The sequence below is a fragment of the Escherichia sp. Lx600-2 genome (assembly GCF_036662595.1).
Lineage (GTDB): Bacteria > Pseudomonadota > Gammaproteobacteria > Enterobacterales > Enterobacteriaceae > Escherichia > Escherichia coli.
This window is the reverse complement of record NZ_JAYQWM010000020.1, coordinates 1-20,381: the sequence shown is the minus strand read 5'-3', so window position 1 is coordinate 20,381 and position 20,381 is coordinate 1. Positions and strand designations below refer to the sequence as shown.

The following is a 20,381-nucleotide window of genomic DNA, read 5'->3' as shown; positions in this document are numbered from 1 at the left end:
ATTAACGTACCTTCAGCGTTGCCAGACCAATCAGGACCAGCATCAGCGAAATAATCCAGAAACGCACAATGACGCGCGGTTCCGGCCAGCCTTTCAGTTCATAGTGGTGATGAATCGGTGCCATGCGGAAAATACGTTGTCCGCGCAGTTTAAAGGAGCCGACCTGCAGGATGACAGAAAGCGTTTCTACCACGAACACGCCCCCCATAATCACCAGCAGGAATTCCTGACGTAGCAGTACGGCGATAATGCCTAACGCACCACCTAACGCCAGCGAACCTACATCGCCCATAAAGACCTGCGCCGGATAGGTGTTAAACCACAGGAAGCCCAGTCCTGCCCCGACTATCGCGGTACAGACAATAACCAATTCCCCGGCGTGTCGCAGATACGGTATGTGTAAATAGCTGGCAAAGTTCATGTTGCCGGTCGCCCACGCCACCAGCGCAAAACCACCGGCGACAAATACGGTCGGCATAATTGCCAGACCGTCAAGACCATCGGTCAGGTTTACCGCGTTGCCAGTACCCACAATGACGAAGTAAGCCAGCAGAATGTAGAACAGCCCCAGTTGCGGCATCACATCTTTAAAGAATGGGACCACCAGCTGCGTTGCGGGCGTGTCTTTGCCAACAAGGTACAGCGCGAAGGCGACACCCAGCGCAATGACCGACATCCAGAAATACTTCCAACGAGCGATCAACCCTTTGGTGTCTTTACGCACCACTTTGCGATAATCATCAACAAAGCCAATAACACCGTAACCTACCAGCACCACCAACACGCACCAGACGTACGGATTGGACGGGTAAGCCCACAGCAGTACGGAGATCACAATCGCCGTCAGGATCATAATCCCGCCCATGGTCGGCGTACCGCGCTTGCTGAAGTGTGATTCAGGACCGTCGTTACGCACCACCTGACCAAAGGAAAGTTTTTGCAAATGAGCAATCATACGCGGGCCCATCCACAATGAGATGAACAGCGCGGTCAGCAGGCTGACGATGGCGCGAAACGTCAGATAGGAAAAGACGTTAAAGCCGGAATAATATTTGACCAAATGTTCGGCCAGCCAAACTAACATGTCCCATTCTCCTGTAAAGCGCGTACTACCTCTTCCATGGCGGCACTACGTGAACCCTTAACTAAAATCGTAATTACCTGTTGCTCAGCAATCAGTGATTTAAGACGCGTAATTAACGCAGTTTTCTCAGCAAAATGTTCGCCAACGCCGCTGGCGGTGCTGATAGCATGGCTTTGTTTACCCACGCTTAACACGCGGTCAATACCAGCAGCTTTTGCCGCCTCGCCCACCTGTACATGGCAGGCTTCGCTTTCAGCGCCCAGTTCCGCCATATCGCCCACCACCAGCACGCGGTAGCCCGGCATTTCAGCCAGTACCTGAACAGCGGCGGTCATTGAACCGACATTGGCGTTGTAGGAGTCGTCGAGCAGCAACTGGTTTTCTGCCAGTTGGATGGGGAACAGACGGCCTGGAACAGCTTTCAGATTTGCCAGCCCCGCTTTGATAGCATCAAGCGTTGCGCCCACGGACATGGAGAGCGCAGCGGCTGCCAGCGCATTCGCAATATTGTGACGCCCCGGCAACGGCAGCAGAACATCCACGCTACCGGTTGGGGTTTGCAGGGTAAATTCCGTACCGTGCGAAGTCACATGGATATTGGTGGCGGTGAAATCGCTGTTGGCGGCATTAGGTGAGAAACGCCACACTTTGCGTGAGCCAATTACGCTCTGCCAGTTCAGCCAGTCGTTGTTGTCGGCGTTCATAATGGCGATACCGTTTTCCGGCAGGCCGCTAAAGATTTCACCTTTCGCTTTCGCGACCCCCGCAAGCGAGCCAAAACCTTCCAGATGTGCCGCTGCCAGGTTGTTGACCAGCGCCGCTTCCGGGCGAGTCAGACTCACAGTCCAGGCTATTTCGCCCTGATGGTTCGCGCCAAGTTCAATAACTGCGTAATCGTATTCCGGCGTTAAGCGCAACAGCGTCATCGGTACACCGATGTCGTTGTTGAGATTGCCTGCCGTATAAAGCGTGTTGCCGCACTGGCTTAAAATCGCCGCCGTCATCTCTTTAACGGAGGTTTTGCCGGAGGAACCTGTCAGAGCAACCACGCGCGCCGGAACTTGCTGGCGAACCCATGCAGCCAGTTCACCAAACGCCAGACGCGTATCCTTGACGATTAACTGCGGCAGGTCGATGTCCAGCGGACGGCTAACCAGTAGTGCGCCTGCGCCGCCAGCTTTCGCCTGGTCGGCAAAATCATGAGCATCGAAACGTTCGCCTTTCAGGGCAACAAACAGGCAGCCCGGCGTCAGTTTTCGGGTATCAGTGGTTACAGCATCAAGGGTGATATCTGCACCTTGCAGTTCACCGTTGAGAATGTCGGTAAGTTGGCTAAGGGTTACGCTAATCATGCAATCACCCCCAGCAGACGCGCCACCGTGACGCGATCGGAGTAGTCCAGACGCTGATTGCCAACAATCTGGTAATCTTCATGGCCTTTGCCCGCGACCAGCACCACATCGTTCTCTTTAGCCTGCATAACGGCGCAAGTCACCGCTTCAGCACGGCCTTCCATCACTTTGGCATGTCCGGCATCTAACATTCCCGCCAGAATATCGTTGATGATGGCACGCGGTTCTTCGGTACGCGGGTTATCGTCCGTCACCACCGCCACGTCAGCAAACTCTTCGGCAATTGCGCCCATCAGTGGACGCTTACCTTTATCGCGATCGCCACCACAGCCAAAGACACACCACAGCTTGCCCGCACAGTGCAGACGCGCCGCCTGTAAGGCTTTTTCCAGTGCATCCGGCGTATGCGCGTAATCCACCACCACCGTCGGTTTGCCTGGCGCAGTGAACACTTCCATACGTCCGCAAACCGGTTGCAGACGCGCGGCGGTTTTCAACAGATCAGCCAATGGATAGCCGAGTGCCAACAGTGTCGCCAACGCGAGCAGCAGGTTGCTGACGTTAAAAGCGCCCATAAGATGGCTTTCAATTTCGCCATCGCCCCAACTTGAGCTAAAGCGAATCGTCGCACCGCTGTCGTGATAGTTCACGTCGTTCGCTTTTAACCAGCGTCCGTGACAGTTCGGATTGATATGATCTTCCATTGATACCGCAACCGCGTCCGGCAGTTTTGCCAGCCAGCGGCGGCCCACTTCATCGTCGGCGTTAATAATCGCCTGACCGCAATGATGTTCAGAATAAAGCAGCCATTTCGCAGCTTCGTAGTGTTCCATATCACCATGATAATCAAGGTGATCGCGGCTTAAGTTGGTAAAGACCGACGCCGCAAATTTCAATGCCGCCACACGGTGCTGTACCAGCCCGTGGGAGGAAACTTCCATTGCGCAAAAAGTCGCGCCCTGATCCACCAGCCCCGCCAGCTCATGCTGAACATCGACTGCGGAACCGGTAGTATTTTCTGTCGGGATCACTTTCCCAAGCAGACCGTTACCAACGGTGCCCATTACCGCGCTGGTTTCGCCAAGCAGTTGGCTCCACTGCGCCAGCAGCTGGGTCGTCGTGGTTTTGCCGTTGGTGCCCGTTACGCCTACGAGACGTAAATTGTCAGAGGGTTCATGGTAAAAGCGGCCCGCCAGTGCAGATAAACGCTCGTTGAGCTGGCTGAGATAGATGACCGGTACGCCGTGCATTTCACGGATTTCACCGTCGGTCGCCTCACCTTTCGCCTCTGCAATAATGGCAGCCACACCTTGCGCTATCGCCTGCAGCATATATCGACGCCCGTCCGCCTGATGACCTACTACAGCTACAAAGAGATCGCCCGCCGCAGCCACACGGCTGTCGAGTGTCATCTCTCGCAGTGCTCGCGAAGGTGCGTCTGGCACCCACGGAGCAAGAAGGTCGCGCAAATTACGATCTGCCACCTGTCCCCTCGCCTTGATTAATCACAAATTCATTTTTATCGCCCGTTGTCAGCGCATCCGGCTCGATGTTCATGGTACGCAATACGCCGCCCATGATGGCACCAAAGACCGGCGCGGAAACGGCGCCGCCGTAGTATTTACCCGCCTGCGGATCGTTGATAACAACAACCAGCGCGAAGCGCGGCTGACTCGCAGGCGCAACGCCTGCGGTATAAGCAATATATTTATTGATGTAGCGACCGTCCGGCCCGACCTTTTTCGCGGTACCGGTTTTAATGGCGATACGATAGCCTTTAATCGCCGCCTTCACGCCGCCGCCGCCCGGTAGCGCCACGCTTTCCATCATATGCACCACGGTGCGGACAATGGATTCCGGGAAGACACGTTCACCGGGAACCGGGGGGTCAACTTTCGTAATCGACAGTGGGCGATAAATGCCGTAGCTGCCGATAGTTGCGTAGACTCGCGCTAACTGTAACGGTGTTACCATTAGCCCGTAGCCGAAAGAGAAGGTGGCCCTCTCTATGTCAGACCACCGTTGTTTTTGAGGATATAAGCCACTGCGTTCTCCGACCAACCCCAAATTGGTCGCTTTTCCCAGTCCAAAACGTGAGTAAGTATCTACTAACGCTGAGGACGGCATCGCTAACGCCAGCTTGGAAACACCGACGTTACTCGACTTCTGTAATACCCCGGTCAGGGTTAATTCGCTGTAGCGTGCCACGTCTTTGATTTCGTGGCCGTTAATTCGATAAGGAATGGTATTGAGTACCGAGTTTTCCCGCACCACGCCACGTTGCAACGCGGTCATCACCACCATCGGTTTAACCGTTGAGCCAGGTTCAAACACGTCGGTGATGGTACGGTTACGCATCGCCTCTTTCGGCGTGCCGCTCAGATTGTTAGGGTTGTATGACGGGCTGTTAGCCATCGCCAGCACTTCACCGGTGTTGACATCCACCAGCACGGCGCTACCAGATTCAGCCTTGTTAAAGGCCACCGCGTTGTTCAGTTCGCGATAAACCAGCGCCTGCAGGCGTTCATCAATACTCAACGCCAGGTTGTGCGCTGCCTGGCTGTCAGTAGAAGAAATATCTTCAATTACGCGACCATAGCGGTCTTTACGCACAATGCGCTCACCCGGCTGCCCGGTAAGCCATTTATCGAAACTCTTCTCAACGCCCTCAATACCTTGACTATCGACGTTAGTAAAGCCGATGAGGTGAGCAGTCACTTCGCCAGATGGATAATAACGGCGAGATTCTTCACGCAGATGAATTCCCGGCAGTTTCAGTTTTTTGATGTAGTCCGCCATGTCAGGGTTTACCTGACGCGCCAGATAAATAAAGCGCCCTTTCGGGTTGGCGTTAATGCGGGCAGAAAGCTGATCCAGCGGAATATTGAGCGCGTTAGCCAGCGCCTTCCAGCGGTCACCGACGCTGATACCGCCAGCGTCATGCACTTCTTTCGGGTCAGCCCAAATCGCTTTTACCGGCACGCTCACCGCTAACGGGCGACCAGAACGGTCAGTAATCATGCCGCGGGAGGTGGAAACTTGCTGAACGCGAAGAGAACGCATGTCGCCCTCTTTCACCAGCATATCCGGGGAGATAACTTGTAACCACGCTACGCGTCCGAGCAGAAAAGCCAGCGCCAGGAGAATACAGCCGCATAACAACGCAAAACGCCAACTGATAAAGTTGGCATGTTCTTCCTGACGTTTTGGTTTCTGCGTTTTCGCCGCTGCTTTCATGCGTCGCGTTTATCCTTATTTTTGCACTACGATATTTTCTTGTGACGGATCAACATGCTGCATTTGCAGCTTTTCCGTGGCGATCCTTTCCACCCGGCTATGGTCGCCGAGCGCATTCTCTTCAAGGATCAGGTTGCGCCATTCAATGTCTAAAGCATCTCGCTCCAGCACCAGTTGTTCGCGCTGAGCGGTCAGTAAACGGGTATGGTGCGCCGTGGTTACCACGGTCACCGCCGTCAAAATAATGCAAATGAACAGGCAGAGTGGCAGCTTCCCAAATCGCAAAAGATCGTCACCGATAACACCAGGCAATGCATGGCGCTCGTGGCTTCCCATCGATCCTTTAACTTTGCTTAGAGCTTCTGTCACTCTGCTGATCATGCGTTCGTCCTCTCTGCAATACGCAGAACTGAACTACGGGCACGAGGGTTCTCAGCCACCTCTTCTTCGCCCGGCATTAATTTGCCTAGTGCTCGCAGCTGACGGCCACCCAGTTTTTTGAGCTGCTCTTCAGTCATCGGTAACCCTGCCGGAACTTGCGGACCGCGGCTGTTTTCACGCATAAAACGTTTCACAATACGGTCTTCCAGCGAGTGGAAGCTGATGATCGAAAGCCGCCCACCCGGGGCCAGCACGTTGAGCGAGCTTTTTAGCGCCTGCTCTATCTCCTCCAGTTCACTGTTTACCCAAATGCGCACCGCCTGGAAGGTACGGGTCGCGGGATGTTTAAACTTATCTTTCACCGGCGTTGCAGCAGCCACGACTTCCGCCAGTTCTTTGGTGCGGGTCATCGGCTGTTCGCGGTTACGCTCGACAATGGCGCGGGCAATGCGTTTGGCAAAACGCTCTTCACCATAGGTTTTCAATACCCAGGCGATATCGGCTTCTTCTGCGGTTTGTAGCCATTCAGCGGCTGACTGCCCACGGGTTGGGTCCATACGCATGTCCAGCGGGCCATCGCGCATAAAGGAAAAGCCGCGCTCAGCATCATCAAGTTGCGGTGAAGAGACGCCAAGATCGAGGAGAATGCCGTCGATCTTGCCGATAAGATCGCGCTCGGCAACGTATTCGCCCAGCGCGGAGAAAGGTCCGTGGATGATGGAGAAGCGCGGATCATCAATAGTCTTCGCAACGGCGATAGCCTGCGGGTCGCGATCGATCGCCAGCAAACGCCCCTCTTCGCCAAGCTGCGAGAGGATCAGACGTGAGTGACCACCGCGACCAAAAGTCCCATCAATGTAGATGCCATCAGGACGGATATTGAGGCCATTAACGGCTTCATCCAACAGCACCGTAGTATGTTTATAGTTTTCCATCATTTTATAGAGACAAGTCCTGCAGTCGCTCCGATAAGTCTCCGGTAGCCAACTGCTCTGCGTCGATATCTTCCTTGACCTGTTGATGCCAGGTTGTTTCATCCCACAGCTCAAACTTGTTGAACTGTCCAACCAGCATCACTTCTTTTGTCAGCCCGGCATGTTGCCGCAGTACTGGCGCGATTAACAATCGACCTGCGCCATCCATCTGACATTCGCTGGCATGACCTAACAGTAGGCGCTGCACACGGCGCTCAACCGGGTTCATGCTCGACAGACGCGATAATTTTTGCTCGATAATTTCCCATTCAGGCAGGGGGTAAAGCAGCAGGCACGGGTGATGAATGTCAATGGTGCAAACCATTTGACCGGCAGCGTTCTCAAGCAGCTGTTCCCGATAACGGGTAGGCACTGATAAGCGCCCTTTGCTGTCGAGATTGACTAACGTTGCTCCCCGGAACATGCCAGCCTCACCCCTTATTCCCACTTTGCCCCACAATTTCCCACTGAAAGGAGTTTACGGAGCGGAGGAAAAGCTTGTCAAGCCAGTCACAAGGCATACCGAGGTAAAAAACCCGATGTTTACGGCTAATATCAGCGTTGTTTATTTTACGTCCAACGTGCGAAGCAAATTAACGTTATGAATAGCTGTAAGAAAAAAAACCTCATCGTCATCACCGTTTTAAAATGACTCACTATTTCCCACAGCAAATATAAAGTGTCAGTTTGCGACGCGAGCGGCATTTTAGGACATATCTTCCCCGGTTAACAGTCCCTGTTGCGTCTGTGTAGCGCTTGATGCCAGCGGGTTTGCGCAAAAGCAAAGAAAAGTGCTTGTTAAATCGGCAATTCATCTCTGCATGTAACAAAATAATGCAAAAACGCGCTGTCGATATCACTTAATTATTGTGAATTTCAGCTGGTGAGTTAATTAACGGGCGGGTTTAAAAGCATTTATCAATAATAGTCAGGAATAGTCTTATTTACTTTAAGGATATTGATGTCCAGTCCCGTACTCTACGCGCCAGAGTGAAATTCACCTGGCGCGTATTTTTGTTCGCAGCTTAGCTACGGCTGAGCACGCCGCGGCGATAGAGATTACGTTTAATGCGCGTTAAACCAGGTTTTGGCTTACGTGGTTCGTCCAGGCTTGCCAGGACAATCTCCAGCACACGCTCTGCGACATCGCGGTGACGTTGAGCCACTGCCAGCACCGGGCACTGTAAGAAGTCGAGCAGTTCGTTATCGCCAAAGGTGGCAATTGCCAGGTCAGAAGGCAGTTTACCATCGCGACGTAGCGTGACATCCATCACCCCTTGCAACAACGCAAACGACGTTGTGAACAGCGCCTGCGGCATCGGATGCGTTTCCAGCCATTTTTCGAATAACTGGGCAGCCGCCTCCCGCTCATAGCTATTGGCATACAGAAAATGCACTTCGCGCGGATCATCTTTCCAGGCAGTACGGAAACCTTGTTCACGCAGGAAGCTGACAGAAAGCTCCGGCAGCGCGCCAAGATAAAGCACCGTCTCGGCGGGAAACTTACGTAACTCTTCCGCCAGCATTTCGGCATCATCCTGATCGGCACCAACCACGCTGGTAAAGTGTTCACGATCGAGGGCGCGGTCAAGCGCGACAATCGGGAACGGGTCGTTAGCCCAGCGTTGATAAAAAGGATGCTCAGGAGGCAACGACGTCGAAACAATAATGGCATCGACCTGACGCTGTAAAAGGTGCTCAATACAGCGCATTTCGTTGTCTGGCTGATCTTCTGAGCAGGCAATCAGCAGTTGATACCCCCGTTGCCGCGCCTGGCGTTCAAGATAGTTAGCGATGCGGGTATAGCTGGTGTTCTCCAGATCGGGGATCACAAGACCAATAGAACGTGTGCGTCCAGCACGAAGCCCAGCTGCCACGGCGTTCGGGTGGTAATTGTGCTCACGCACGACAGCCATGACTTTTTCAACGGTTTTGTCGCTCACACGGTATTGCTTCGCTTTGCCGTTAATAACATAGCTTGCAGTGGTCCGCGACACTCCCGCCAGCCGAGCGATTTCATCCAGTTTCACAATTGCCCCTTGCGTAAAATGTAAAAACCATAGCCATTGTACTGGTATGGGTTAAATTCATTAACATCTAAGCGCAGAAAATTAACTGCGGCAACTGCTTTTATTCCAGGTTCCCACTGATTTCGCAAAAAAAGCCCAACGTGACATGTTGGGCTGTAAATTGCGCATTGAGATCATTCTCAACGCATTATTTTATCGCCGCGCGAAAGTCCGACCACACCAGAGCGAGCAACTTCCACAATTTTCGCCACATCGCGAATCGATGCTAAAAATGCATCAAGCTTATCGCTGGTGCCTGCTAATTGAACGGTATAAAGCGAGGGTGTGACATCGATAATTTGCCCACGGAATATTTCCGTATTACGTTTCACTTCGTCACGCCCGTAACCGCTGGCCTGAATTTTCACCAGCATGATTTCCCGCTCAACATGCGCGCCCTGCCCCAACTCACTCACGCGCAAGACATCGACCAGCTTGTGTAATTGCTTTTCGATCTGCTCAAGTACTTTTTCATCGCCCACGGTCTGGATGGTCATACGCGATAATGTCGGATCGTCGGTTGGCGCAACGGTCAGGCTTTCAATGTTGTAGCCACGCTGGGAAAAAAGGCCAATCACGCGGGATAACGCGCCTGATTCATTTTCGAGTAAGACTGATAATATCCGGCGCATAATCAGGTTCTCTCCGTTTTGCTTAACCACATTTCATCCATTCCGCCCCCGCGAATCTGCATCGGGTAGACGTGCTCGCTGCCATCAACGGTAACATCAACAAACACCAGGCGATTACTGCGCACCTGTTCCAGCGCCTCGCTAAGTTTGCTTTCCAGCTCATGCGGATGAGAAATCTGGATCCCGACATGCCCATAGGCTTCCGCCAGACGGACGAAATCGGGTAGCGATTGCATATAAGATTGTGAATGACGGCCGGAATAGATCATGTCCTGCCACTGCTTCACCATCCCCAGATAGCGGTTATTGAGATTCACCACCAGTACGGGCAACTCGTATTGCAACGCGGTAGACAGTTCCTGAATGTTCATCTGAATACTGCCGTCGCCAGTGACGCAAACCACGGTTTCTTCTGGCAACGCCATTTTGACGCCCAGTGCCGCAGGTAAACCAAAACCCATCGTGCCGAGGCCACCGGAATTGATCCAGCGACGCGGTTTGTCGAATGGATAATAAAGTGCAGCAAACATCTGGTGCTGCCCGACATCGGACGTCACGTAAGCGTCTCCCTTCGTCAACCGCCAAAGAGTCTCGATCACCGCCTGCGGTTTAATCTTTTCACTGTGAGTGTCATATTTCAGGCACTGACGAGCGCGCCACTGTTCAATTTGCTGCCACCAGTCGCGGATCTCATCCAGTGGTTGATGGGCGGATTCTTGCGACAAGAGTTCAAGCATTTGTTCGAGGACCTGGCGAGCATCCCCCACAATCGGGATATCCGCAGTCACGGTTTTAGAAATGGAAGTAGGATCAATATCGATATGCAGAACAGTGGCATTTGGGCAGTACTTTGCCAGATTGTTCGTCGTTCGGTCATCAAATCGTACCCCGACGGCGAAAATCACATCCGCGTTATGCATCGTCATATTGGCTTCGTAGGTACCGTGCATTCCCAGCATGCCCAGTGCCTGACGATGCGTTGCCGGAAACGCCCCCAGCCCCATCAATGAGGAAACAACGGGCAGATTCAACGCCTCCACCGTTTCTTTCAACTGCTGATGGCAGCCCGCCGTGATTGCCCCACCGCCTACGTAGACAACCGGTTTTTTTGCCGCTACCAGCGTTTGCAGAGCACGCTTAATTTGCCCTTTATGTCCGGTAGTAGTGGGATTGTAAGAACGCATACTGACCGACTCCGGCCAGACATAGGGTAATTTGTTCGCCGGATTAAGAATATCTTTCGGTAAATCAACGACCACTGGTCCTGGGCGACCACTTGCCGCCAGCCAGAAAGCCTTTTTCAGCACCTGCGGAATGTCTTCCGTTTGCTTAACCAGAAAACTGTGTTTAACCACCGGTCGCGAAATCCCCACCATGTCGCACTCCTGAAAGGCATCGTAACCTATCAACGAGGTCGCTACCTGCCCGGAAAGGACAACTAATGGAATGGAATCCATATAAGCGGTGGCGATGCCAGTAATCGCATTGGTCGCCCCTGGACCCGACGTTACCAGCACGACGCCGACTTCCCCGGTCGCGCGCGCCAGACCATCGGCCATATGCACTGCCGCCTGCTCATGACGAACTAAAACATGATCGATACCACCCACGGTATGCAATGCATCGTAAATATCAAGGACTGCGCCTCCGGGATAACCGAATACTTGTTTAACGCCCTGATCGATAAGCGATCGGACGACCATCTCGGCTCCAGACAACATCTCCATGGCCTGCCTCACTGTTTGACGGAAAAAATGTGTAAAACACATTAACCGTCCGATCTTGCTTAAGCAATTGGCAGCCAGAGACATAAACGCCGGATAATAAGAATAAACAGGAGGAAAGGTGAAAAGAAACGATAAAATCCTCCATTACGAAGGATTAAATTGATAATAAATCGGCTGAATCCCACAACTTACAGCAATTTCTCTATTTTTTTAATTAATCCTAAAATAGAGAGCCTACACATTCAGAATAAAATTCTACATTCAATAAAAAATGCAGAATAAACCAGACATTCATGTCTGACCTATTCTGCATTCAGTTAGCGTTTGCAAATTGAGACTAATTGCTCTTCCATCCACTGATGGCCTTTATCGCGCCCGGCAGCTTCATGCCAGGAGAGATAACAGGTTCTGCTGTTTTGTTTTAACGGCAGCGGTAATACCTGTAATTCTAAGGATTCAGCGAACTCTTCAGCCAGCCAACGCGGCGCAATAGCGACCAAATGCGTTTGCGACACCACGCTAAGTACGCTCATCATTGCCATGCCCTGATACGCGATACTGGCTTGCTTATCTACCGTGTCATACCAAGGTTGACTAAATGACGCGAAACGATCGAGCGAAACCGCCGCATGTTGTTCGTTATAAACATCATGTTTCAGTAACGGGCCTTTAATTGTTGGATGATTTTTGCTGGCTACCAGCACCATTTCATCTTTAAATAATGGCACGCTGGTAAATTCAGGACGATGGAAGTCTTCATAGCTAATCACAAACTCCGTTTCCTGATAACGCAGCTGATGTTCAGTGTTCTGATTTAATGAAGACTTGAACATAACATGTATATTTGGCGCAATCTGCTCAATGTGATTATAAATCTGCGAGGTCAGAATGCTGTCTAACGGGCTGCAAACACAAAGATGAAATACACGTTCACTGCTCGCGGGTTCAAAACCTGAACCAGGCAATTCATTTTGTACTAGTTGCAATGCCTGGCGAACTGAACCAAAAAGTTGAAATGCGCGAGCAGTCGGTTGAATACCACGGCCATAACGAACAAAAAGCTCGTCATTAAACATCACCTTCAGGCGTGCAACAGCGTTACTGACCGCAGGTTGCGACATTCCCAGAACATGAGCGGCACGGGTAATGTTTTGCTCCTGCATCACGGCATCGAAAACGGTTAATAAGTTGAGATCGACCATGCGTAGCTGTGGCTTGCTTAACTCCGCCGTCTCTGGATGATCTGTTTGTACCTCTGGCATACTTAACTCCACTGTCACACTTAACTCCCTTTCCCTTATTGGAATGCAGAGAAATAATCCTCGAGAATATGATTTATCATGCATATAAAATAAGAAAAAGGAAAATGAGTAAAATTAGGAAAACATAAAGATACGGGTTCTTATAAAAACAGAATCCATTGCCGTGGAAAGCGTCACTCACCACAGCATAATAATCCATAATGTTTTTGTTGCGAAAACAATCTAATCATAACTACCGCGAATACTCAATCATCCACAAAATGGATTAAATGTGCTTTTTAATAATTTATTTATATGTTTAATGCATTAATTCTTAACATTAATTGATCAATAATATTCACCAAATCAATATCAAAAAATCCGCAAAACATATAATTCAATACAAATCATCAGGATAGGTTTTGCAACGCGTGCATTTTGTCCCCTTTTTCCTCGTGGATTAGATGCAAAAATTTATTCTGAAATATGTCAACCGATGAAAAGCGTCGGTAGTTAAGCAGAAATTAATATCGCTTGTTTTAACCACAGCAGCACAATTAGCTAATTTTACGGATGCAGAACTCATGCTGGCGGGACGTTTTTATTGCGTCAGGGTTGACATCCGTTTTTGTATCCAGTAACTCTAAAAGCATATCGCATTCATCTGGAGCTGATTTAATGACTCACATCGTTCGCTTTATCGGTCTACTACTACTAAACGCATCTTCTTTGCGCGGTAGACGAGTGAGCGGCATCCAGCATTAAGCCAGCACGCAGTCAAACAAAAAACCCGCGCCATTGCGCGGGTTTTTTTATGCCCGAAGCGAGGCGCTCTAAAAGAGACAAGGACCCAAACCATGAGCCAGCAAGTCATTATTTTCGATACCACATTGCGCGACGGTGAACAGGCGTTACAGGCAAGCTTGAGTGTGAAAGAAAAACTGCAAATTGCGCTGGCCCTTGAGCGTATGGGTGTTGACGTGATGGAAGTCGGGTTTCCCGTCTCTTCGCCGGGTGATTTTGAATCAGTGCAAACCATCGCTCGCCAGGTTAAAAACAGCCGCGTATGCGCGTTAGCTCGCTGCGTGGAAAAAGATATCGACGTGGCGGCCGAATCCCTGAAAGTCGCCGAAGCCTTCCGTATTCATACCTTTATTGCCACTTCGCCAATGCACATCGCCACCAAGCTGCGCAGCACGCTGGACGAGGTGATCGAACGCGCTATCTATATGGTGAAACGCGCCCGTAATTACACCGATGATGTTGAATTTTCTTGCGAAGATGCCGGGCGTACACCCATTGCCGATCTGGCGCGAGTGGTCGAAGCGGCGATTAATGCCGGTGCCACCACCATCAACATTCCGGACACCGTGGGCTACACCATGCCGTTTGAGTTCGCCGGAATCATCAGCGGCCTGTATGAACGCGTGCCTAACATCGACAAAGCCATTATTTCCGTACATACCCACGACGATTTGGGCCTGGCGGTCGGCAACTCACTGGCGGCGGTACATGCCGGTGCACGCCAGGTGGAAGGTGCAATGAACGGGATCGGCGAGCGTGCCGGTAACTGTTCCCTGGAAGAAGTCATCATGGCGATCAAAGTTCGTAAGGATATTCTCAACGTCCACACCGCCATTAATCACCAGGAGATATGGCGCACCAGCCAGTTAGTTAGCCAGATTTGTAATATGCCGATCCCGGCAAACAAAGCCATTGTTGGCAGCGGCGCATTCGCACACTCCTCCGGTATCCACCAGGATGGCGTGCTGAAAAACCGCGAAAACTACGAAATCATGACACCAGAATCTATTGGTCTGAACCAAATCCAGCTGAATCTGACCTCTCGTTCGGGGCGTGCGGCGGTGAAACATCGCATGGATGAGATGGGGTATAAAGAAAGTGAATATAATTTAGACAATTTGTACGACGCCTTCCTGAAGCTGGCGGACAAAAAAGGTCAGGTGTTTGATTACGATCTGGAGGCGCTGGCCTTCATCGGTAAGCAGCAAGAAGAGCCGGAGCATTTCCGTCTGGATTACTTCAGCGTGCAGTCTGGCTCTAACGATATCGCCACCGCCGCCGTCAAACTGGCCTGTGGCGAAGAAGTCAAAGCAGAAGCCGCCAACGGTAACGGTCCGGTCGATGCCGTCTATCAGGCAATTAACCGCATCACTGACTATAACGTCGAACTGGTGAAATACAGCCTGACCGCTAAAGGTCACGGTAAAGATGCGCTGGGTCAGGTGGATATTGTCGCCAACTACAACGGTCGCCGCTTCCACGGCGTCGGCCTGGCCACCGATATTGTCGAGTCCTCCGCCAAAGCCATGGTGCACGTACTGAACAATATCTGGCGCGCCGCAGAAGTCGAAAAAGAGTTGCAACGCAAAGCTCAACACAACGAAAACAACAAGGAAACCGTGTGATGTCGAAGAATTACCATATTGCCGTATTGCCGGGGGACGGTATTGGTCCGGAAGTGATGACCCAGGCGCTGAAAGTGCTGGATGCCGTGCGCAACCGCTTTGCGATGCGCATCACCACCAGCCATTACGATGTAGGCGGCGCAGCCATTGATAACCACGGGCAGCCGCTGCCGCCTGCGACGGTTGAAGGTTGTGAGCAAGCCGATGCCGTGCTGTTTGGCTCGGTAGGCGGCCCGAAGTGGGAACATTTACCACCGGACCAGCAACCAGAACGCGGCGCACTGTTGCCTTTGCGTAAGCACTTCAAATTATTCAGCAACCTGCGTCCGGCAAAACTGTATCAGGGGCTGGAAGCATTCTGTCCGCTGCGTGCTGACATTGCCGCTAACGGCTTCGACATCCTGTGCGTGCGCGAACTGACCGGCGGCATCTATTTCGGTCAGCCAAAAGGCCGCGAAGGTAGCGGACAATATGAAAAAGCGTTTGATACCGAGGTGTATCACCGTTTTGAGATTGAACGTATCGCCCGCATCGCGTTTGAATCTGCTCGCAAGCGTCGCCACAAAGTCACCTCAATCGACAAAGCTAACGTGCTGCAATCCTCTATTTTATGGCGTGAAATCGTCAACGAGATCGCCACGGAATACCCGGATATCGAACTGGCGCATATGTACATCGACAACGCCACCATGCAGCTGATTAAAGATCCATCACAGTTTGACGTCCTGCTGTGCTCCAACCTGTTTGGCGACATTCTGTCTGACGAGTGCGCAATGATCACTGGCTCGATGGGCATGTTGCCTTCCGCCAGCCTGAACGAGCAAGGTTTTGGTCTGTATGAACCGGCAGGCGGCTCGGCACCAGATATCGCAGGCAAAAACATCGCCAACCCGATTGCACAAATCCTGTCGCTGGCACTGCTGCTGCGTTACAGCCTGGATGCCGATGATGCGGCTTCCGCCATTGAACGCGCCATTAACCGCGCATTAGAAGAAGGCATTCGCACCGGGGATTTAGCCCGTGGCGCTGCCGCCGTTAGTACCGATGAAATGGGCGATATCATTGCCCGCTATGTGGCAGAAGGGGTGTAATCATGGCTAAGACGTTATACGAAAAATTATTCGACGCTCACGTAGTATACGAAGCCGAAAACGAAACCCCGCTGTTATATATCGACCGCCACCTGGTGCATGAAGTGACCTCACCGCAGGCGTTCGATGGTCTGCGCGCCCACGGTCGCCCGGTACGTCAGCCGGGCAAAACCTTCGCCACCATGGATCACAACGTCTCTACCCAGACCAAAGACATTAATGCCTGTGGTGAAATGGCGCGCATCCAGATGCAGGAGCTGATCAAAAACTGCAAAGAATTTGGCGTCGAGCTGTATGACCTGAATCACCCGTATCAGGGGATCGTCCACGTAATGGGGCCGGAACAGGGCGTGACCTTGCCGGGGATGACCATTGTCTGCGGCGACTCGCATACCGCCACTCACGGCGCGTTTGGCGCACTGGCCTTTGGTATCGGCACTTCCGAAGTTGAACACGTACTGGCAACGCAAACCCTGAAACAGGGCCGTGCGAAGACCATGAAAATTGAAGTCCAGGGCAAAGCTGCGCCGGGCATTACCGCGAAAGATATCGTGCTGGCAATTATCGGTAAAACCGGTAGCGCAGGCGGTACCGGGCATGTGGTGGAGTTTTGCGGCGAAGCAATCCGTGATTTAAGCATGGAAGGTCGGATGACCCTGTGCAATATGGCAATCGAAATGGGCGCGAAAGCCGGTCTGGTTGCACCGGACGAAACCACCTTTAACTATGTCAAAGGCCGTTTGCATGCGCCGAAAGGCAAAGATTTCGACGACGCCGTTGCCTACTGGAAAACCCTGCAAACCGACGAAGGCGCAACTTTCGATACCGTTGTCACTCTGCAAGCAGAAGAGATTTCGCCGCAGGTCACCTGGGGCACCAATCCAGGCCAGGTGATTTCCGTGAACGACAATATTCCCGATCCGGCTTCGTTTGCCGATCCGGTTGAACGCGCGTCAGCAGAAAAAGCGCTGGCCTATATGGGGTTGAAACCGGGCATTCCACTGACCGAAGTGGCTATCGACAAAGTGTTTATCGGCTCCTGCACCAACTCGCGCATTGAAGATTTACGCGCGGCGGCTGAAATCGCCAAAGGCCGGAAAGTCGCGCCAGGCGTGCAGGCACTGGTGGTTCCCGGCTCTGGCCCGGTAAAAGCCCAGGCGGAAGCGGAAGGTCTGGACAAAATCTTTATTGAAGCCGGTTTTGAATGGCGCTTGCCTGGCTGCTCAATGTGTCTGGCGATGAACAACGACCGTCTGAATCCGGGCGAACGTTGTGCCTCCACCAGCAACCGTAACTTTGAAGGCCGCCAGGGGCGCGGCGGGCGCACGCATCTGGTCAGCCCGGCAATGGCTGCCGCCGCGGCTGTGACCGGACATTTCGCCGACATTCGCAACATTAAATAAGGAGCACACCATGGCAGAGAAATTTATCAAACACACAGGCCTGGTGGTTCCGCTGGATGCCGCCAATGTCGATACCGATGCAATCATCCCGAAACAGTTTTTGCAGAAAGTGACCCGTACTGGTTTTGGCGCGCATCTGTTTAACGACTGGCGTTTTCTGGATGAAAAAGGCCAACAGCCAAACCCGGACTTCGTGCTGAACTTCCCGCAGTATCAGGGCGCTTCCATTTTGCTGGCACGAGAAAACTTCGGCTGTGGCTCCTCGCGTGAGCACGCGCCCTGGGCATTGACCGACTACGGTTTTAAAGTGGTGATTGCGCCGAGTTTTGCTGACATCTTCTATGGCAATAGCTTTAACAACCAGCTGCTGCCGGTGAAATTAAGCGATGCAGAAGTGGATGAGCTGTTTGCGCTGGTGAAAGCCAATCCAGGGATTCATTTTGATGTAGACCTGGAAGCGCAAGAGGTGAAAGCGGGTAAGAAAACCTATCGCTTTACCATTGATGCCTTCCGTCGCCACTGCATGATGAACGGTCTGGACAGCATTGGGCTTACCTTGCAGCACGACGACGCCATTGCGGCTTATGAAGCGAAGCAACCCGCGTTTATGCGTTAGTTTGTACACCGTCCGGTACTCAATCGCCAAAAAGAAAAAAGCCAGCAGATAATCACTGCTGGCGTGGCGATTAACACCAATACTCAGTCACACATGATGTCCGCAAATCAGTAGTCAGAATGACTCCCCTCCCACTGCATCAGTTCTTCAAGCATGGTTAATCGTTGTGGGACGCTTAACCAACGCAACCAGCACAACTTCGCTGTCGCGGTAAAATAGTGCTGATAAAACTGACGCATGGGGCACCTCCTTGCTTCATCGTTAGGAATTATTGACTTAATATAGGGAAAATAAAATTGCTGTCTTTTGCGCAGGAGTTCCCCTTTTATGCCATCTGCTCGTCTGCAACAACAGTTCATCCGCCTGTGGCAATGCTGCGAGGGTAAATCGCAGGACACAACGCTCAACGAACTGGCAGCGTTATTGAGCTGCTCGCGTCGTCATATGCGCACCCTGCTCAACACCATGCAGGAGCGCGGCTGGTTGACATGGGAAGCGGAAGTTGGGCGTGGTAAACGTTCACGCCTGACGTTCCTCTATACCGGGCTGGCGCTCCAGCAACAACGCGCGGAAGATTTACTTGAGCAGGACCATATAGACCAACTGGTGCAGTTAGTTGGCGATAAAGCGGCTGTGCGGCAAATGCTGGTTTCCCATCTGGGGCGCTCATTTCGTCAAGGGCGGCATATTTTGCGTGTGCTCTACTATCGTCCGTTGCGTAACTTACTACCGGGTAGCGCATTACGCCGTTCAGAAACCCATATCGCCCGACAAATCTTCAGTTCGCTAACGCGCGTAAATGAGGAAAATGGGGAACTGGAGGCGGACATCGCCCACCACTGGCAGCAAATTTCACCGCTTCACTGGCGCTTCTTTTTGCGACCAGGAGTCCATTTTCATCATGGTCGTGAACTGGAAATGGACGACGTGATCGCCTCTTTGAAACGGATCAACACGCTGCCGCTCTATTCCCACATTGCTGATATTTTGTCACCGACGCCCTGGACGCTGGATATCCATCTCACGCAGCCGGACCGCTGGTTGCCATTACTGCTGGGGCAAGTTCCGGCGATGATCCTGCCGCGCGAATGGGAAACCCTCAGTAACTTTGCCAGCCATCCCATCGGCACTGGTCCGTATGCGGTGATCCGCAACAGCAGCAATCAACTGAAAATTCAGGCATTCGACGACTTCTTTGGTTATCGGGCATTAATCGACGAAGTTAACGTCTGGGTTCTGCCGGAAATTGCCGATGAACCAGCCGGAGGCCTGATGCTGAAAGGGCCGCAGGGCGAGGAAAAAGAAATTGAAAGTCGGCTGGAGGAAGGTTGCTACTATTTACTGTTCGACAACCGCACCCACCGCGGGGCGAATCAGCAAGTCAGGGACTGGGTAAGCTATGTGCTTTCTCCAACTAATCTGGTCTATTTCGCTGAGGAACAGTACCAGCAACTGTGGTTCCCGGCTTATGGACTGCTCCCCCGTTGGCACCATGCCCGCACCATAAAGAGCGAAAAACCGGCTGGTCTGGAAAGCCTCACCCTGACCTTTTATCAGGATCACAGTGAGCATCGGGTGATTGCCGGGATCATGCAGCAGATTCTGGCAAGCCACCAGGTCACACTGGAAATCAAAGAGATCAGCTACGATCAGTGGCATGAAGGAGAGATCGAGAGCGATATCTGGCTTAACAGCGCCAACTTTACGCTGCCGCTGGATTTTTCGCTGTTCGCGCACTTGTGCGAGGTACCGCTGCTCCAACACTGTATTCCGATCGACTGGCAAGCCGACGCCGCCCGCTGGCGCAATGGCGAAATGAACCTGGCGAACTGGTGCCAACAACTGGTCGCCAGCAAAGCAATGGTGCCGCTTATCCACCACTGGCTGATCATTCAGGGGCAACGCAGTATGCGCGGCCTGCGTATGAATACCCTCGGCTGGTTCGATTTTAAATCAGCGTGGTTTGCGCCGCCGGATCCAGAGTAGCTTGCGCCTTTTGGCGGTCATGAGCGCGTTTTTTATATTCAGACGGAATGAATAAAATACATTACTTTTATATTTTCTCTGTTTGGTGATGCTGCCAACTTACTGATTTAGTGTATGATGGTGTTTTTGAGGTGCTCCAGTGGCTTCTGTTTCTATCAG

General features: G+C 52.1%; 20 protein-coding genes. 7 read left to right on the top strand and 13 right to left on the bottom strand.

Features of this window, described 5'->3' with window-relative positions:
• Position 1: 1 nt before the first annotated feature.
• The 11 genes from mraY to ilvI form a co-directional block, all read right to left on the bottom strand.
• Entirely contained in the window at positions 2 to 1,084 is a 1,083-nt protein-coding gene (gene mraY / locus OQV04_RS09850) for a phospho-N-acetylmuramoyl-pentapeptide-transferase (protein WP_000964134.1), read from the bottom strand.
• Complete coding sequence (gene murF / locus OQV04_RS09845; protein ID WP_028132504.1) at positions 1,078 to 2,436, bottom strand: UDP-N-acetylmuramoyl-tripeptide--D-alanyl-D-alanine ligase; 1,359 nt, start codon at positions 2,434 to 2,436, stop codon at positions 1,078 to 1,080. Before murF ends, mraY begins: the two co-directional genes overlap by 7 nt.
• Entirely contained in the window at positions 2,433 to 3,920 is a 1,488-nt protein-coding gene (gene murE / locus OQV04_RS09840) for a UDP-N-acetylmuramoyl-L-alanyl-D-glutamate--2,6-diaminopimelate ligase (protein ID WP_274446661.1), read from the bottom strand. Before murE ends, murF begins: the two co-directional genes overlap by 4 nt.
• A complete protein-coding gene (ftsI, locus tag OQV04_RS09835; protein WP_000642196.1) occupies positions 3,907 to 5,673 on the bottom strand; it encodes a peptidoglycan glycosyltransferase FtsI in 1,767 nt (588 codons plus the stop codon). The genes murE and ftsI overlap by 14 nt, the downstream gene beginning before the upstream one ends.
• A 15-nt stretch (positions 5,674 to 5,688) precedes the next feature.
• Positions 5,689 to 6,054, bottom strand: coding sequence for a cell division protein FtsL (gene ftsL / locus OQV04_RS09830; RefSeq protein WP_000625658.1), 366 nt, complete (start codon positions 6,052 to 6,054; stop codon positions 5,689 to 5,691).
• Positions 6,051 to 6,992 carry a 16S rRNA (cytosine(1402)-N(4))-methyltransferase RsmH gene (rsmH, locus tag OQV04_RS09825; RefSeq protein ID WP_000970479.1) on the bottom strand — a complete coding sequence of 314 codons (942 nt, stop codon included), beginning with the start codon at positions 6,990 to 6,992 and terminating at the stop codon, positions 6,051 to 6,053. The genes ftsL and rsmH overlap by 4 nt, the downstream gene beginning before the upstream one ends.
• A gap of 1 nt (position 6,993) precedes the next feature.
• Positions 6,994 to 7,452, bottom strand: a complete 459-nt coding sequence (mraZ, locus tag OQV04_RS09820) for a division/cell wall cluster transcriptional repressor MraZ (RefSeq protein WP_001295770.1) — start codon at positions 7,450 to 7,452, stop codon at positions 6,994 to 6,996.
• Positions 7,453 to 8,053: 601 nt separating this feature from the next.
• A complete protein-coding gene (cra, locus tag OQV04_RS09815; protein ID WP_000762401.1) occupies positions 8,054 to 9,058 on the bottom strand; it encodes a catabolite repressor/activator in 1,005 nt (334 codons plus the stop codon).
• Positions 9,059 to 9,139: 81 nt separating this feature from the next.
• Entirely contained in the window at positions 9,140 to 9,226 is an 87-nt protein-coding gene (locus OQV04_RS09810; RefSeq protein WP_001303787.1) for a fruR/shl operon leader peptide, read from the bottom strand.
• An 11-nt stretch (positions 9,227 to 9,237) separates the two neighbouring features.
• Positions 9,238 to 9,729 (bottom strand): acetolactate synthase small subunit, encoded by a 492-nt coding sequence (ilvN, locus tag OQV04_RS09805; protein ID WP_001252744.1) that lies wholly within the window; start codon positions 9,727 to 9,729, stop codon positions 9,238 to 9,240.
• Positions 9,730 to 9,731: 2 nt separating this feature from the next.
• Positions 9,732 to 11,456, bottom strand: a complete 1,725-nt coding sequence (gene ilvI / locus OQV04_RS09800) for an acetolactate synthase 3 large subunit (protein WP_032280248.1) — start codon at positions 11,454 to 11,456, stop codon at positions 9,732 to 9,734.
• 118 nt (positions 11,457 to 11,574) lie between these two features.
• On the opposite strand from ilvI, the gene OQV04_RS09795 reads away from it, so the two are divergent.
• The gene (locus OQV04_RS09795) at positions 11,575 to 11,619 is read left to right on the top strand and encodes a hypothetical protein (RefSeq protein WP_128566915.1); all 45 of its coding nucleotides are present in this window, start codon (positions 11,575 to 11,577) and stop codon (positions 11,617 to 11,619) included.
• Between the two features lie 154 nt (positions 11,620 to 11,773).
• Here OQV04_RS09795 and leuO read toward each other — a convergent pair whose 3' ends face one another.
• The gene (gene leuO / locus OQV04_RS09790; protein WP_001115472.1) at positions 11,774 to 12,718 is read right to left on the bottom strand and encodes a transcriptional regulator LeuO; all 945 of its coding nucleotides are present in this window, start codon (positions 12,716 to 12,718) and stop codon (positions 11,774 to 11,776) included.
• 657 nt (positions 12,719 to 13,375) lie between these two features.
• Between leuO and leuL the strand changes: the two genes are divergently transcribed.
• The 5 genes from leuL to leuD all read left to right on the top strand — a co-directional run bounded on the left by leuL (position 13,376) and on the right by leuD (position 18,236).
• On the top strand, positions 13,376 to 13,462 hold the full coding sequence (gene leuL / locus OQV04_RS09785; RefSeq protein WP_001300467.1) for a leu operon leader peptide: 87 nt from the start codon (positions 13,376 to 13,378) through the stop codon (positions 13,460 to 13,462).
• Between the two features lie 92 nt (positions 13,463 to 13,554).
• Positions 13,555 to 15,126 (top strand): 2-isopropylmalate synthase, encoded by a 1,572-nt coding sequence (gene leuA, locus OQV04_RS09780; protein WP_000082846.1) that lies wholly within the window; start codon positions 13,555 to 13,557, stop codon positions 15,124 to 15,126.
• Positions 15,126 to 16,217, top strand: a complete 1,092-nt coding sequence (gene leuB, locus OQV04_RS09775) for a 3-isopropylmalate dehydrogenase (RefSeq protein ID WP_000042351.1) — start codon at positions 15,126 to 15,128, stop codon at positions 16,215 to 16,217. Before leuA ends, leuB begins: the two co-directional genes overlap by 1 nt.
• A gap of 2 nt (positions 16,218 to 16,219) precedes the next feature.
• On the top strand, positions 16,220 to 17,620 hold the full coding sequence (gene leuC / locus OQV04_RS09770; protein WP_001140652.1) for a 3-isopropylmalate dehydratase large subunit: 1,401 nt from the start codon (positions 16,220 to 16,222) through the stop codon (positions 17,618 to 17,620).
• A gap of 10 nt (positions 17,621 to 17,630) precedes the next feature.
• Positions 17,631 to 18,236 carry a 3-isopropylmalate dehydratase small subunit gene (leuD, locus tag OQV04_RS09765; protein WP_032280247.1) on the top strand — a complete coding sequence of 202 codons (606 nt, stop codon included), beginning with the start codon at positions 17,631 to 17,633 and terminating at the stop codon, positions 18,234 to 18,236.
• Between the two features lie 107 nt (positions 18,237 to 18,343).
• Here the strand turns inward: leuD and sgrT are convergent, their stop codons facing one another.
• A complete protein-coding gene (sgrT, locus tag OQV04_RS09760) occupies positions 18,344 to 18,475 on the bottom strand; it encodes a glucose uptake inhibitor SgrT (protein ID WP_001248768.1) in 132 nt (43 codons plus the stop codon).
• An 88-nt stretch (positions 18,476 to 18,563) separates the two neighbouring features.
• Between sgrT and sgrR the strand changes: the two genes are divergently transcribed.
• Entirely contained in the window at positions 18,564 to 20,222 is a 1,659-nt protein-coding gene (gene sgrR / locus OQV04_RS09755) for a DNA-binding transcriptional regulator SgrR (RefSeq protein WP_032280246.1), read from the top strand.
• Positions 20,223 to 20,381: the final 159 nt, after the last annotated feature.